The following is a 14,919-nucleotide window of genomic DNA, read 5'->3' on the forward strand; positions in this document are numbered from 1 at the left end:
GCCGCAGCCCCCGCACGCGTCCCGATTCCTGTTGCACACCCCTGGACGCCGTGGAGGTGACGCGGCTATACATCGGACCTATGAACAGAGGTCCGATGTATCGCGTCACCGGGGTCGAGGTCCACGACATTCGTTTCCCCACCTCGGAGCAGCTCGACGGCTCGGACGCCATGAACCCCGATCCCGACTACTCCGCCGCCTATGTGGTCCTGCGCACCGACGCGCCGGACGGCCACGAAGGGCACGGGTTCTGCTTCACCATCGGCCGCGGCAACGATGTCGTCGTCGCCGCCATCGACGCGCTGCGGCCGTACGTCGAGGGGCGCGCGCTGGACGCCGTCACCGGCGATCTCGGCGGCCTGCACCGGGAGTTGACCCACGACTCGCAGTTGCGCTGGCTCGGGCCCGAGAAGGGCGTGATGCACATGGCGGCCGGCGCGGTCGTGAACGCCGCGTGGGACCTCGCCGCCAAGCGCGCCGGGCAGCCGCTGTGGGCGTACCTCGCCTCGCTCAGCCCCGAGGAGCTCGTCGGCCTCGTCGACTTCCGCCACCTCACCGACGCGCTCACGCCCGAGGAGGCGCTGGAGCTGCTGCGCGCCGCCGAGCCCGGCAGGGCGGAGCGCGCCGCCGCGCTGCGCGCGCACGGCTACCCGGCCTACACCACCTCGCCCGGCTGGCTCGGCTACTCGGACGAGAAGCTCGTCAAGCTCGCCCACCAGGCCGTCGCCGACGGCTTCACCCAGATCAAGCTCAAGGTCGGCGCCGACCTCGACCACGACATCCACCGGATGCGGCTCGCGCGCGAGGCCGTCGGGCCCGGCGTCCGTATCGCCGTGGACGCCAACCAGCGCTGGGACAGGGACGAGGCCGTGCGCTGGATGAGCGCGCTGGCCGCGCACGACCCGTACTGGATCGAGGAGCCCACCAGCCCCGACGACATCCTCGGCCACGCCGCCGTGCGCGCGGGGCAGCCCGTGAAGGTCGCGACCGGCGAGCACGTGGCCAACCGGATCGTGTTCAAGCAGCTCCTCCAGGCGGGCGCCGTGGACTTCGTCCAGATCGACGCGGCCCGCGTCGCCGGGGTCAACGAGAACCTCGCGATCCTGCTGCTCGCCGCGAAGTTCGGCGTGCCCGTCTGCCCGCACGCGGGCGGCGTCGGCCTGTGCGAACTGGTCCAGCACCTCGCGATGTTCGACTACGTCGCCGTCTCGGGCACGACCGAGAACAGGGTCATCGAGTACGTCGACCATCTGCACGAGCACTTCACCGACCCGGCCGTCGTACGGGACGGGTGCTACCAGGCGCCCTCCGCGCCCGGGTTCTCCGCGCGGATGCGGCCCGCATCGGTCGAGGCCCACCGCTATCCCGACGGCGCGGTCTGGCGCGAGCGCGCCCGGAGCGGCCGGCACGGCGGGCACACCCAGCACGACGAACCGGAGGTACGCCGATGACGCCGACGAACCAGCACCAGCACCCGCACTCGCACGCCGCCCAGGACTTCGACGGTGTCCCCGCGCTCGTCACCGGCGGCGCCTCCGGCATCGGGGCCGCCGTCGCCGCGCTGCTGCGCGACCGGGGCGCGCGCGTCGCCGTGCTCGACAGGGAGCCGTCCGGGGCACCCGGGGGCACCCTCGCGCTCAAGGCGGACGTCACCGACGACGCGGCCGTACGCGCCGCCGTGGACCGCGCGGCGGCCGAGCTGGGCGGCCTGCACGTGGTGGTGGGCAACGCGGGCATCGGCGCCGTCGGCACCGTCGCCGACAACGACGACGCCGAGTGGCAGCGCGTCCTCGACATCAACCTGATGGGCCTGGTCCGTACGGACCGCGCCGCGCTGCCCCATCTGCGCCGCGCCGCCGCGGAACGGCCGGGGCGCGTCTCGATCACGCACACCTGCTCGATCGCGGCCACGGCCGGGCTGCCGCAGCGCGCGCTGTACTCCGCGAGCAAGGGCGCCGTCCTCTCGCTGACCCTCGCCATGGCCGCCGACCACGTGCGCGAGGGCATCCGCGTGAACTGCGTGAACCCCGGCACCGTCGACACCCCCTGGATCGGACGGCTGCTCGACCAGGCCGACGACCCGGCCGCCGAGCGCGCCGCGCTGGAGGCCCGCCAGCCCACCGGGCGGCTGGTCGGCGCCGACGAGATCGCCGACGCCGTCGCGTATCTGGCGAGCCCCCGCTCGGCGGCCGTGACCGGCACCGCGCTCGCCGTGGACGGCGGCATGCAGGGGCTGCGGCTGCGCCCGGCCGGGCCGGACAACTGACAGACAGCACCACGCGACACCCCCCCCGAGGACCCCGAGGACAGGACGACCTCATGCGACCGCACACGCGCACCCCTCGTACCGCCCGTACGACGCGCACCCTCCGCACCACCGGCGCCGTCTCCTGCGCCGTGCTCCTGGCCGCCGCCGCGCTCGCGGGCTGCAACCGGGGCAGCGAAGGCGGAGCCGCCGCCAAGGGCAAGGTCGGCATCGACATGCCGCGCACCGACACCGACTTCTGGACCGCCTACCAGGGCTACGTCAAGAAGGGCGTCGGCAAGGGCACCGTCGACGCGCTGCCGCTGTCCAACTCGCAGAACGACGTCTCCAAGCTCGTCACCAACGTCCAGGCGTTCAGCGACCAGGGCGCCAAGGCCGTCGTGATGGCGCCCCAGGACACCGGCGCGATCTCCTCCACCCTGGAGAACCTGGAGGAGAAGGACATCCCCGTCGTCAGCGTCGACACCCGCCCCGACAAGGGCAAGGTCTACATGGTCGTGCGCGCCGACAATCGCGCGTACGGGCGGAAGTCCTGCGAGTACCTGGGCGAGAAGCTGGGCGGCAAGGGCCGCGTGGCCGAACTCCAGGGCGACCTCAGCTCGATCAACGGGCGCGACAGGTCGCAGGCCTTCGCGTCCTGCATGAAGAAGAAGTACCCGAAGATCAAGGTGCACGAGCTGCCGACCAACTGGGACGGCAAGGAGGCCTCCGGCAAGCTCCAGAGCCTGCTCGCCCAGCACCGCGACCTGGACGGCATCTACATGCAGGCGGGCGGCGCCTTCCTCCAGCCCACCCTCGCGCTCCTGGAGCAGAAGAAGCTCCTCAAGAAGGCGGGCGACAAGGGCCACATCACGATCATCTCCAACGACGGCATCCCCGAAGAGCTGGACGCCATCCGCGAGGGGAAGATCGACGCGACCCTCTCGCAGCCCGCCGACCTCTACGCCAAGTACGCCCTGGAGTACGCCAGGGACGCGCTGGACGGCAAGAAGTTCAAGCCCGGCCCGACCGACCACAAGTCGAAGATCATCAAGCTGGAGAACGGCCTGGAGGACCAGCTTCCCGCGCCCCTCGTGACCAAGGAGAACGTCGACGACAAGGGGCTGTGGGCCAACCAGTTGGAGAAGAAGAAGTGACCGGGCCCGGCTCCCGGACGGAGGGCACGCCCCCGGCCGTGCACGCCGAGGGCATCGTCAAGCGGTACGGCGCGACGCTCGCCCTCGACGGCGTGGGCCTGACCGTACGGCCCGGCGAGGCGCACGCCCTGGTGGGACGGAACGGGGCGGGCAAGTCCACTCTCGTCTCCGTCCTCACCGGCATGAACCGCCCCGACGAGGGACGGATCACCTTCCACGGCGAACCGGCCCCGCACCACGGGGACACCGAGGCGTGGCGCTCCCGCGTCGCCTGCGTCTACCAGCGCTCCATGGTCGTCCCCGAACTGACCGTCGCCGAGAACCTCTTCCTCAACCGCTTCCCCGGCGGTCCCCGCATCCGCTGGCCCGAGCTGCGCGCGCGGGCCCGGGAGCTGCTGGGGGAGTACGGCGTGGAGGTGGACCCGGCCGCGCGCACCAAGGACCTCGGCGTCGAGCAGCGGCAGTTCGTGGAGATCGCGCGTGCCCTCTCCTTCGGCGCCCGTACGGTCATCCTGGACGAGCCGACCGCGCAGCTCGACGCGGGCGGCATCGAACGGCTCTTCGCCAAGCTGCGGGAACTGCGCGAGCAGGGCGTCGCGTTCCTGTTCATCTCGCACCACCTCCAGGAGGTCTACGAGCTGTGCGACACGGTGACCGTCTACCGTGACGCCCGCCATGTGCTGACCGCACCCGTGGCCGAGCTGCCCCGCCGCGACCTGGTCGCCGCGATGACGGCCGAGGAGGCCGAGGAGGGCGAGGAGACCGAGGAGGCCGACGGCGCCCCCGGGCGCGCGGGAGGCGCCCCGCGCGCGGAGGGCGGCGCCGTGGCGCCCACCTTCCAGGCCGAGGGCGTCTCCGCCGACGGCGGCCCCGTGCTGCGCACCCGAGGGCTCGCCCTGGAGGGCGAGTTCGAGCCCGTGGACCTGACCGTCCGCGCGGGCGAGGTCCTGGGCCTCGCCGGGGCCACCGCGAGCGGCAACACCGCGATCGGCGAGACCTTGGCCGGGCTGCGCCGCCAGAGCCGCGGGACGGTGACCGTACGGGACCGCGCCGTACGGCCCGGGAGCGTGCCGCACGCGCTCGACGCGGGCATCGGCTACGTCCCCGAGGACCGGCACATCCAGGGCCTCGTCCCGCAGCGCAGCGTGGCCGAGAACGCGACGCTGACCGTCGCCGACCAGCTCGGGAAGTGGGGCGCCGTACTGCCGTCCCGTACGCGGGAGTTCGCCCGCAAGATGATCACGTCCCTGGACATCAAGACGTCGGGGCCCTCGCAGCCCGTCTCGGGACTCTCCGGCGGCAACCAGCAGAAGGTCGTCATCGCCCGCGCGCTCGCCCGCGACCCGCGCGTCCTGGTCGCCGTCCGGCCGACCGCCGGGGTGGACGTGAAGTCCAAGGACGCGCTCCTCGGCGTCGTCCGCGAGGTCGCCGACCAGGGGCGCGCCGCGCTCATCGTCTCCGACGAACTGGACGACCTGCGGGTGTGCGACCGGGTGCTCGCCCTCTTCCACGGGCGGGTCGTCGCGGAGTACGGCACCGGATGGAGCGACCAGGAGCTGGTCGCGGCGATGGAAGGCATGACGGAACAGCAGGAACGGCGAGAGCCGCGAGAGGGTCAAGAGGGGAACGCATCATGACCGACACCGCCCAGCCGTCGGCCCGCGAGCTGGCGGACGGCCTCGACAGAGCACAGGAGGAACGTGCCCGGCCGAAGCTCGACTTCGCCCGGTGGCGCGACCTGTCCCTGGTGCCGGTCATCCTCGTCCTCGGACTGATCGGCTTCATCGTCTCGCCCGCCTTCCTCACGACCGACAACCTCGTCGGCGTCGTCCAGCAGTCCACCGAACTGGGCCTGCTCGTCCTCGGGCTCGCCCTGGTCCTGATATGCGGCCGCATGGACCTCTCGCTGGAGTCCACCCTCGGTGTCGCGCCGGTCGTCGCCATGTGGCTGGTGCTGCCCGCGGAGGGCAACAGGTTCCACGGGCTCGGCCTGTTCCCGACGTGGATGGCGATCCCGCTCTGTCTCGCCGTGGGCGCGCTGATCGGAGGCACCAACGGCTTCCTGATGCTGAAGCTGCGCGTCAACGGGTTCATCGCGACCCTCGGCATGCTGACCATGCTGCGCGGGCTGCACGTCGGCATCTCCGAGGGACAGTCGATCGTCAACGTGCCCGACTCGTTCCGCTACCTCGGGAAGGCCGACTGGCTGGGCGTACCGGCGGCCGTATGGCTGTGCCTGCTGCTGTACGCGGCGGCCGGGCTCTTCCTGGCGTACATGCGGCACGGGCGCGCCCTCTACGCGATCGGCGGCAACCCGGAGGCCGCCCGCGCGGCGGGCATCCGTACGGACCGCATCACCTGGATCGTGCTCGCCCTGGCGGGCGTCCTGGCCGCCTTCGCCGGGATCCTCTACACGGGCCACTACGGCTCGGTCTCCGCGAGCCAGGGCGACGGCTGGATCTTCCAGGTGTTCGCCGCCGCCGTCATCGGCGGCATCGGGCTGCGCGGCGGCCGGGGCACGGTCTTCGGCGCGCTGACGGGCGTGCTCACCCTGCAGCTCGTCGTCAACGTGATGACGCTCGGCGGGGTGCCGCCGCTGTGGAACCAGTTCCTCAACGGCATGATCATCATCGTCGCGCTGATCATCTCCCGGTTCGCCAGCGGCGAGCGGCAGGAGTGAGCGGCCGATGGCGAACCCTCCGGTGACCCCGCCCGGCACGCCGTCCGGCGCCCAGCTCGGCTCCCCGCTCGGCACCCCACGCCTGGGCCTCGGCTGCGCTCAGCTCGGCAACCTCGCCGCGCCGATGCCGGACGAACGGGCGGAGGCGATCGTGCACACCGCGCTGGAGCTGGGCTGCACGTACCTCGACACCGCGCCGCACTACGGCGTGGGCCTGTCCGAGGAGCGTCTGGGCCGGGCCCTGGCCGGTGTGCCCCGCGACACGTACACGCTCTCGACGAAGGTCGGCCGCCGGCTGCGCCCCCTCTCTCCGGGGGAACGGCCGCCCGCCGAGGGCTTCGTGGACACCCCCGCGCGCGCCCGCGAGTGGGACTTCACCGCCGACGGCATCCGCCGCACCCTGGAGTCCTCCCTCGAACGCCTCGGCACGGACCATGTCGACATCGTCTATCTGCACGACGTCGAGAACCATCTGCCCGAGGTGTACGGGACCGGGTTCCCCGCGCTCGCCGCGCTGCGCGACCAGGGCGTGGTGCGGCACATCGGCTTCGGCATGAACTTCAGCGACGTCCTGGCCCGCCTGGTCGCCGACCTGGACGTGGACGCCGTGCTGTGCGCGGGCCGCTGGACGCTGCTCGACCGCCGCGCGTACGACGACCTGCTGCCCGTGTGCGCGCGGCGCGGCACGGCCGTCGTGGCGGGCGGCGTCTACAACTCCGGGCTGCTCGCCGACCCGCGCCCCGGAGCGCACTACGACTACGCCCCGGCCGCCGCACCGCTGGTGGACCGGGCGGCGCGGACGGCCGAGGTCTGCGCCCGCCACGGCGTGCCCCTGCGCGCCGCCGCGCTGCGCTTCCCCTTCGCGCACGCGGCGGTGGCCTCGGCCGTGGTGGGCGCCTCGACGCCGGACGAGGTGCGTGACAACGTGCGCCTGTCGGGGCTGACCGTTCCGCACGCGCTGTGGCGGGACCTGGTCGCCGAGGGCCTGCTGGACGACGATCTGCCGCTGCCGGGGGAGGCTCCGCTGACATGAAGGACCTGCTCACATGATCCGTATCGACGCGCACCACCACCTGTGGGACGTCGACCGCCGCCCGCTGCCCTGGATGGACGGCCCCTGGGCCGACCCGGTCAACCGCACCTGGACGGAGGAGGACCTCGCGCCCCATCTCGACACGTACGGGATCGACGCCACGGTCGTCGTCCAGGCCTGCCACTCGGTGGAGGAGACCCGCGAACTCCTCGCCCTCAAGGAGCGCTCCGAACGGGTGGCGGCCGTCGTCGGGTGGGCCGACCTGACGGCACCGAACGGTCTCGAACTGCCGCCGGGCCTCGCCGGGATACGTCACCAGACCGAGGGACTTGACGATCCGGACTGGCTCGGCAGGGCGGACGTGCGCGAAGGTCTCGCCCGTCTGGCCCGCGAGGGCCTGGTGTACGACCTTCTGGTGACGCCAAGGGAGCTACCGTCGGCCGTGGCGGCCGTACGCGCCCTTCCGGAACTGGAGTTCGTCCTCGACCACGCGGCCAAACCGCGTGTCGCGAGGGGGGAGTGGCAGCCCTGGGCGGACCTGCTCGCCGAGCTGGCCGGGCTGCCCAATGTGAGCTGCAAGCTCTCCGGGCTGGTGACCGAGGCCGACTGGAAGACCTGGACGCGCACGGAGATCCTCCCGTACGCGCGCCACGTCCTGGAGACGTTCGGGCCCGACCGTGTCCTGTTCGGCTCGGACTGGCCGGTGTGCACCCTGGCCGCGAGCTACGACGAGGTGGCTGTCCTGGCGGAGGAGGCCACCGCGGACCTCACCGCGCGGGAGAGGGAGGCCGTCTTCGGCGGCAACGCGGCCCGCGTGTACGGCATCCCCGTGTAGGCATCCCTGTGGACGGGATCCCCATGACCCGGCCCTCCGGGGACCGTTCCTAGGCCACGTACGAGTCCAGCACCCGCCGCAGCGCCCGGTCGAATCCCGCCTCCAGGTCGATCGGGCCGTTGTCCTCCGCCAACGCCGCCGACATCCGGGGGTGTTCGCCCCCGGCGAGCTGGCGGATGAGGTAGGCGCCGCGCACGGCCTGCTCCTGCTCCTCGCTCCAGGGGAGGGAGCGGGTCCGTTCGGCCGTGGCCAGCTCGTTGGAGACGAACGTGGTGACCATCCCGTTGAGCATGGCGAGCAGCTCCAGCTTCGCTCCGTAGGTCACCTCCAGGCTGTCCATGCAGCTCAGGGCGTGCTCCAGATACCGCAGCCCGTTCGGGCTGAAGCCGTGGACCGGCGACATCATGCGCGGCAGCCAGGGGTGGCGGTGCATCAGCGCGCGCGTGCGGTAGGCCATGTCGAGCAGGTCGGCCCGCCAGTCGCCCGAGGGCTCCCGCGAGAGGTCGTACTCGCCGATGACGGCGTCGGCCATCAGCTCGTGCAGGTCCTCCTTGCGCGGCACGTAGTTGTAGAGCGACATCGTGCCGCAGCCCAGCTCCGCCGCGACGCGGCGCATCGAGACCGCGTCGAGACCGTCCGCGTCGGCGATCCGGACGGCTGCCCCGGCGATGTCCTTCCGCGAATACGCGGGCCGGGGCCCGCGGCCCGTCCGCTCGGGACGGGACCAGATCACACCGGGCTCGGCGGTACGCCCTGACATTGCTCATCACCTCGGGACCATCCTAGTTACGTACACCGTACGTAGTGCGCTATGGTGAGCGCATGTCTACTACGTACGCCGTACTTAGTGACGGCCTGGAGAAGCGCTTCGGGGCCGTGCGCGCGCTGCGCGGCCTCGACCTGGCCGTGCCGGAGGGGACCGTCCACGGCCTCCTCGGCCACAACGGGGCCGGGAAGACCACCGCCGTCCGCCTGCTCACCACCCTGCTCGCCCCCGACGCGGGCACCGCGCGCGTCGCCGGGCACGACGTCGTCCGCGCGCCCCACGCCGTCCGCGCGCACATCGGGGTCACCGGACAGGACGCCTCGCTCGACGTCGACCTGACGGGCCGCGAGAACCTGCGGCTCTTCGCCCGTCTGCGCCGCCTCCCGGGCACCGAACGGCGCCGCCGCGCCGACGAGCTGCTGGAGCGCTTCGAGCTGACCGACGCCGCCGACCGGCCCGTCGGCACCTGGTCCGGCGGGATGCGCCGCCGCCTCGACCTCGCGGCGAGTCTCGTCACCCGGCCCCGGGTCCTCTTCCTCGACGAGCCGACCACGGGCCTCGACCCCGCGAGCCGCCTGCGCATCTGGGACGCCGTCGCCGAACTCGCGGAGCGCGGCACCACCGTGCTGCTCACCACCCAGTACCTGGAGGAGGCGGACCGGCTGGCCCACAGCGTCACCCTGGTCGACCAGGGACGCGCCACGGTGACCGGTACGCCCGCCGAGCTGAAGGCCCGCGTCGGCAGCTACGCGGAGGTCGTCGTCCCCGACGGCGCCTCGCTCGGGCCCGCCGCGCACACCCTCGCCTGCCTCACGGGCAGCACGCCCGTACGGGACGAGGAGAGCCGGACCGTGCGGGCCCGGCTCGCGGACCGGCGGAGCGAACTCACCCTCCCCGGACTGGTCCGCGAACTCGACGCCGCCGGAGTCCCGGTGAGCGACGCGGGCCTGCGGGCGCCCAGCCTGGACGAGGTCTTCCTGCGCCTGACGGGCGCCGAGGAAGGGGACGACGAGACGAAGGAGCGAGCGGCATGAGCGCGACCGACGCGGCGGCGGCGACCGAGGGACGCGGCCCGTTCGCGGCCGTCGCCGACGGCTGGGCCATGCTCGGACGGCAGCTCCAGCGCGTCCGGCACAACCCCGGGCTCCAGATCCTCTCCCAGACCATGCCGATCACGATGCTGCTCTTCTTCGGGTACGTGTTCGGCAGCGCCGTCGCCATGCCCGGCCAGGAGTACCGCGCGTATCTGGTGCCGGGGCTGCTGTCGGCCACCGCGCTCGGCGGCATCATGACGGGGATGTTCCAGGCCGCGCAGGACACCCACCGCGGCGTGACGGACCGCTTCCGTACGCTGCCGATCAGCCGCTCGGCCGTCCCCGTGGGGCAGACCGCCGCCGACCTGGTCACCTCCGCCGTGGGCCTCGTCCCGCTCGTGCTGGTCGGCCTCGCCGTCGGCTGGCGGATCGAGGGCGGCGCCGGGGAGGCCGCGGGCGCGTTCGCGCTGCTGCTCCTCTTCCGGCACGCGGCGACCTGGACGGGCACGTATCTGGGGCTGCTGACGCGGAACGAGGAGGCGGCGGGCCAGTTGGGCGGCGTGACGTTCATCCTGCCGCTGCTGTCGAACGCGTACATCCCCTCCGAGGGCCTGCCCGGCGGCCTGCGCACGGTCGCCGAGTGGAACCCGGTGAGCGCGGTGACGGCGGCCCTGCGCGACCTGTTCGGCAACGCGCCCGCACCCGCGGACGCGGCCTGGCCCGTCGCCCACCCCGTCGCGGGCAGCCTGGCCTGGTCGGCGCTGCTGCTCGCGGTCTTCGTCCCCCTGGCCGTACGGCGCTACGCGCACGGCGGACGGTGACCGGGCCCGCCCGCCCCGGTGCTCACAGCGTCGAGCGCAGCCACTGCTCCACGCTCGCGATGTGCACCGTCGACCACGAGCGGGCGGCCTCCGTGTCGCGGGCCCGCAGGGCGCCGAGGATCTGGCGGTGCTCGTAGAGGGTCCTGCTGACCGCGTCCTCCTGGGTCAGGCCGCGCCACACCCGGGCCCGCGTCGTCGGCCCGGAGAGGCCGTCGAGGAGGGAGCACAGCACGGAGTTGCCCGAGGCGGCCACGATGCGGCGGTGGAACTCCAGGTCGGCGGCGACCAGTTCCTCCACGGACGGCTGCTCGCCCAGCGCGTCGAGCTGCGCCTCCAGCTCCTCCAGCTCGGCCTCCGGGATCCTGGACCCCGCCATCGCGGTCGCGGCGGGCTCCAGGATGCGGCGCACCGCGAGGAACTCCAGGACGGTGTCGTCGCGGTGGAAGTCCACGACGAAGCTCATGGCCTCCAGCAGCAACTGCGGGTCCAGGCTCGTGACGTACGTGCCGTCGCCCTGGCGCACGTCGAGGATCCGGATCAGGGAGAGGGCGCGCACCGCCTCCCGCAGGGAGTTGCGGGACAGGCCCAGTTCGGTGGCCAGCTCGCTCTCCTTCGGCAGCCGGTCGCCGGGGCCCAGCGCGCCCGAGACGATCATTCCCTTGATCTTCTCGATCGCCTCGTCGGTAACCGCCACTGTGCCTCCCTGGCCCGCAATCCCTGATCCCTGACGCCGCAGACATCCGATGTCTGCGTCCACATTATGACCCGGAACCCCCGGACCAGCCCCTCCGGTACGCCTCCCAGTCGCCGTCGGCCGCCGCGAAGTCGGCATACAGGGCGAGGCCGGACGGCCGTCGCTCCCGGCCCTCACCGGCCGGCCCGCCGTACAGGCTCTCCAGGGGCAGCGCCGTGTCGTACGACATCACCGCGACCTGGTCGACGCGCCGCGCGACCTCGCCGGAATACCGCTGCGACCACCACGTGGGCCGCCCCGTCAGGGCGCCCGCCGCCGAGTGCGGCCCCGGCAGCGGGTCGATCTGGTGCGTCGCGACCGACAGTACCCCGCCCTCCCGGTGGACGGCGGGCCGCAGCCGGTCCAGCGGGCGCAGACAGTCCCAGGCCGGCACGCGGACGCCCGGCAGCTCCCGCTCCACCGCGCGCAGCGTGCCGTCGTGCTCCAGCGGCCCGGCGTGGACGTAGAGGTCGCGTATCCCGGTCCCGGCCAGCTTCCGCTTGAGCGCCGCCCGGATTGTTGTCCGTACCGTCGCCCGTAACGCCCCCGTGCGCCCCTCAGCGCCGGGAGCACCCCCGTTCCTCATGGGAGAGGAGGATGCCACGCGCCGGAGTCTCCCGCGTCGGCAGGGAGCGGCGCCTGCGGACCGGCGAGAGGAACACCGGCAGGAACGCCAGCGCCATGCAGCAGCCGCCCACCCAGAGCGCGGGCCGGAGCCCCGCGAACTCGCCCAGTACGCCCGCCGCCGCGGACCCGAGCGCCACCGCGCCGGTGAGCATGAAACGGAACGTGGCGTTCATACGGCCGAGCAGCGGCCCGGGCGTCAGCCGCTGGCGCAGCGTCACGCCCAGCACGTTGTCGATGCCCATCTTCGCGGCGACCAGCAGCCATCCGGCGCCCGCCAGCCACAGCCAGCCGCCCCGGCCGATCAGCGGCACCAGCAGAGCGGCGGGCGCCACGCACAGGCCCGCGAGGCCCAGCGTCCGCCCGAAGCCGAGCCGCCCGGCGAGGGGCTGGGCGGTCCGTGCCCCCAGGAAGATCCCGGCGCCGCCCACGGCCCAGTAGAGACCCAGGACCCCGGCGGACAGGCCGAGTTCGCGGGTGAAGAGCACGGGGAGCAGCGTATTGACGATCTGCGAGCCGAAGTTGGTGAGCGAGGCCGTGAAGGCGAGGGCACGCAGCTCCGCGTCCCCGAGCACATGCCGCAGCCCCTCGCCGATCCGCGCCCACAGGCCCGGTTCCGCCCGCCCGTCGGCCCCGCCTGTCCCCTTTTCCGCATTCGAGGCCGAGGCCGAGTCCGAGTCCGATTCCGCGGTCCGGCCCCGGGCCCGTATGCCGAGCAGGCGCATCGCCGACGCCAGATAGAGCACGCCCACGCCGATCACGGCGACGGGCGCCGTCAGGAGCTGCACGAAGCCGCCGCCCGCGCCCCGGCCCGCGACGTTGCCCGCCGCCTGGAGGCTCACCACGGCGGCGTTGGCGCGCACGAGCCCCTCCCGGCCGGCCAGCGTCGGCAGGAAGCTCTGCGAGCCCACGTCGAAGAAGACCGTCGCACAGCCGTTCAGCAGGACGACCGCGTAGAGCTGCCCGAGCGTCAGCGCGTCCAGCGCCCAGGCCACCGGGACGGAGGCGAAGAGCGCGGCCCGCGCCGCGTCCGCCGCGATCAGCACCCGGCGGTGGCGCATCCGGTCCACCCACGCCCCGGCGGGCAGCCCGATGACGAGGAACGCCAGCGTGCTCAGCGTGGCCAGCAGCCCGACCTGCCCCGCGCTCGCGTCGAGCGAGGAGACGGCGACCAGCGGAACGGCCACGTAGCCGACGTTGGTGGCGAGCTGGCTGAGCGCCGAGGCGGTGAAGAGCGTACGGAAGTCGCGTACGCGCCAGGGACTTGTGGCCGATCTTGTCGCGGGCATGGCCGGTACGGTGCCGCCCCGCGCACGGCGGGACCAATGATTTAGCCTCAGCCGAATGGTGCGCCGTGAGCAGTCAGGGAATCCATTGGAGATCGCGTTCTCGGCGGAGGACATGGCCCGTACGCGCTTCGCGGTCTCCCCGCTGTGGGAGGTCGTGGCCAGCGTGCGGGTCCTCAAGGGCGCGGATCCGGGCGGGCTGCACCGCCGCTGGACCGAGCGCGTACGGCCAGCGCTGGCCGCCGCGAAGCTCGACCTCGCGCCCCTGTTCGACCTGATCGCCGTGCCGACGCGCGGCATCCCCGGCTTCCTCGTCCCGCCCCCGACCACGCCGCAGCCGTCCCTGGAGGTCGAGCTGACGACGCTGCGCGCCACCCCAGAGGCCGAGCTGCGCCGCACCACCACCAAGGCGGCGCTGCCCCGCGTCGAGGCGCTGTGCGCCGACCCCGACCGGGAGCTGGGCCGCCTCGCCGAGGCGGTCGCCGCGTACTGGGAGGTGGCGCTCGCGCCGCACTGGGCCCGTATCCGCGCGCTGTGCGAGGGCGACATCCTGTACCGCGCCACACGCTTCGCCGACGGCGGCGCGCGCCGCCTCTTCGCCGACCTGAGCCCCCAGACCGCCTGGGACTCCGGCACGCTCCGCCTGGAGCACCGCTTCCTGAGCGGCCGACGGGACCTCGCGGGCCGGGGGCTGCTGCTCTGCCCGTCCGTGTTCGTCTGGCCCCGGATCTTCGTCACGCTGGAGGACCACGAGCCCCAGCCCGCCCTGCGCTATCCGCCGCGCGGTGTCGGCACCCTGTGGGAGCCGCGCCCCTGCCGCAGCACCCGGGTCCTGGCCGCGGTCCTCGGGCGGACACGGGCGCTGCTGCTGGCCGAGCTGGCCGAGCCCGCGTCCACGACCGACCTCGCGCACCGCATGGGCCTCTCGCCCGGCGCCGTCTCCCAGCATTTGACGGCCCTGCGCGACGCGGGGCTGGTCAGCGCCCACCGCACGGGCCGCGTGGTGCTCTACGCCCGTACGCGCGTGGCCGAGGCGCTCGTGGAGGGCGAGCGGCGCTGAATCCGGCCCGCGACGGCGAGCACGACGGGCGCCGCGAGCCAGGACAGATACGCGCCGGTGCTCGTGGTCAGGAACGCGACGGGGACGGACAGCGCGAACACCGAGGCCAGGCAGAGGCTGCGCACCCGGTTCTGGGCGAACGCCCGGGGCGGGACGTCGGCGCGGTACAGGTGCGCCCGCCGGACCTCCCGGATGATCAGCGCGAACGTCGCCGACGCCAGGACCTGCGTGAGCGCGTACAGGCTGAACCGGGGCGGGAAGGCGCCCTCGGCGGTGATCACCCGGGTCGCGAAGGGCATCAGGACCTGTATGAACAGCCAGGCCAGGGTGAGGCTGGTCAGGCGGCTGCTCAGCGCGCGGACGTGCTGGAAGATCTCGTGGTGGGCCCGCCAGTGGGCGGCGATCACCACGAAGCTGACGGCGAAGGCCAGGTACTCCCTGCCGTGGTCGGACACCGAACGCAGCATGGCGTCGGTGCTGTCGCCGGAGGGGACGGGGAGGTCCAGCGCCAGCAGGGTGAGCGCGATCGCGACGGCCGCGTCCACGAACGCGGTGAGCCGCGCGGTGGCGGCCGCCCGCACTTCCTCGGTCCCGTCGTCGGGCGTGTGGCCGTGAGGAGTCGTCATGGTGAGGATCAGCTCCAGC

At 73.3% G+C, this 14,919-nt stretch carries 14 protein-coding genes and 1 pseudogene; 10 read left to right on the top strand and 5 right to left on the bottom strand.

The window, feature by feature from the left end:
* The first annotated feature begins 80 nt into the window (after nt 1-80).
* Genes ABD343_RS37620 through ABD343_RS37650 form a run of 7 tightly spaced genes read left to right on the top strand, consistent with a single transcriptional unit; the run spans nt 81 to nt 7,950 of the window.
* Nucleotides 81-1,451 (top strand): enolase C-terminal domain-like protein, encoded by a 1,371-nt coding sequence (locus tag ABD343_RS37620; RefSeq protein WP_344534996.1) that lies wholly within the window; start codon nt 81-83, stop codon nt 1,449-1,451.
* Entirely contained in the window at nt 1,448-2,266 is an 819-nt protein-coding gene (locus tag ABD343_RS37625) for an SDR family NAD(P)-dependent oxidoreductase (protein ID WP_344534998.1), read from the top strand. The genes ABD343_RS37620 and ABD343_RS37625 overlap by 4 nt, the downstream gene beginning before the upstream one ends.
* 53 nt (nt 2,267-2,319) lie before the next feature.
* Nucleotides 2,320-3,402: a sugar ABC transporter substrate-binding protein gene (locus tag ABD343_RS37630; protein WP_344535000.1), complete on the top strand. Its 1,083-nt coding sequence runs from the start codon at nt 2,320-2,322 to the stop codon at nt 3,400-3,402.
* Entirely contained in the window at nt 3,399-5,039 is a 1,641-nt protein-coding gene (locus tag ABD343_RS37635; protein ID WP_344535002.1) for a sugar ABC transporter ATP-binding protein, read from the top strand. Before ABD343_RS37630 ends, ABD343_RS37635 begins: the two co-directional genes overlap by 4 nt.
* The gene (locus tag ABD343_RS37640; RefSeq protein ID WP_344535004.1) at nt 5,036-6,082 is read left to right on the top strand and encodes an ABC transporter permease; all 1,047 of its coding nucleotides are present in this window, start codon (nt 5,036-5,038) and stop codon (nt 6,080-6,082) included. The genes ABD343_RS37635 and ABD343_RS37640 overlap by 4 nt, the downstream gene beginning before the upstream one ends.
* 7 nt (nt 6,083-6,089) lie before the next feature.
* Entirely contained in the window at nt 6,090-7,115 is a 1,026-nt protein-coding gene (locus ABD343_RS37645) for an aldo/keto reductase (RefSeq protein WP_344535006.1), read from the top strand.
* 13 nt (nt 7,116-7,128) lie between these two features.
* Nucleotides 7,129-7,950, top strand: coding sequence for an amidohydrolase family protein (locus ABD343_RS37650; protein ID WP_344535008.1), 822 nt, complete (start codon nt 7,129-7,131; stop codon nt 7,948-7,950).
* 49 nt (nt 7,951-7,999) lie between these two features.
* Here ABD343_RS37650 and ABD343_RS37655 read toward each other — a convergent pair whose 3' ends face one another.
* A complete protein-coding gene (locus tag ABD343_RS37655; protein ID WP_344535010.1) occupies nt 8,000-8,710 on the bottom strand; it encodes a TetR/AcrR family transcriptional regulator in 711 nt (236 codons plus the stop codon).
* A 62-nt stretch (nt 8,711-8,772) separates the two neighbouring features.
* Between ABD343_RS37655 and ABD343_RS37660 the strand changes: the two genes are divergently transcribed.
* Both ABD343_RS37660 and ABD343_RS37665 read left to right on the top strand, forming a co-directional pair.
* Complete coding sequence (locus ABD343_RS37660; protein ID WP_344535012.1) at nt 8,773-9,750, top strand: ATP-binding cassette domain-containing protein; 978 nt, start codon at nt 8,773-8,775, stop codon at nt 9,748-9,750.
* Entirely contained in the window at nt 9,747-10,571 is an 825-nt protein-coding gene (locus tag ABD343_RS37665) for an ABC transporter permease (RefSeq protein ID WP_344535014.1), read from the top strand. Before ABD343_RS37660 ends, ABD343_RS37665 begins: the two co-directional genes overlap by 4 nt.
* 22 nt (nt 10,572-10,593) lie before the next feature.
* Here ABD343_RS37665 and ABD343_RS37670 read toward each other — a convergent pair whose 3' ends face one another.
* The 3 genes and pseudogenes from ABD343_RS37670 to ABD343_RS37680 form a co-directional block, all read right to left on the bottom strand.
* On the bottom strand, nt 10,594-11,265 hold the full coding sequence (locus ABD343_RS37670) for a FadR/GntR family transcriptional regulator (protein ID WP_344535016.1): 672 nt from the start codon (nt 11,263-11,265) through the stop codon (nt 10,594-10,596).
* Nucleotides 11,266-11,329: 64 nt separating this feature from the next.
* A pseudogene (locus ABD343_RS37675) lies at nt 11,330-11,812 on the bottom strand (hypothetical protein); the annotation flags it as partial.
* A 49-nt stretch (nt 11,813-11,861) separates the two neighbouring features.
* Nucleotides 11,862-13,217, bottom strand: coding sequence for an MFS transporter (locus ABD343_RS37680; protein ID WP_344535018.1), 1,356 nt, complete (start codon nt 13,215-13,217; stop codon nt 11,862-11,864).
* A gap of 55 nt (nt 13,218-13,272) precedes the next feature.
* Here ABD343_RS37680 and ABD343_RS37685 point away from each other — a divergent pair, with 55 nt between their 5' ends.
* Entirely contained in the window at nt 13,273-14,274 is a 1,002-nt protein-coding gene (locus tag ABD343_RS37685; protein WP_344535019.1) for an ArsR/SmtB family transcription factor, read from the top strand.
* Here ABD343_RS37685 and ABD343_RS37690 read toward each other — a convergent pair.
* Nucleotides 14,223-14,900, bottom strand: a complete 678-nt coding sequence (locus ABD343_RS37690; RefSeq protein WP_344535020.1) for a TMEM175 family protein — start codon at nt 14,898-14,900, stop codon at nt 14,223-14,225. The genes ABD343_RS37685 and ABD343_RS37690 overlap by 52 nt on opposite strands.
* Between the last annotated feature and the right edge of the window lie 19 nt (nt 14,901-14,919).

Source organism: Streptomyces albiaxialis (assembly GCF_039530985.1).
GTDB lineage: Bacteria > Actinomycetota > Actinomycetes > Streptomycetales > Streptomycetaceae > Streptomyces > Streptomyces albiaxialis.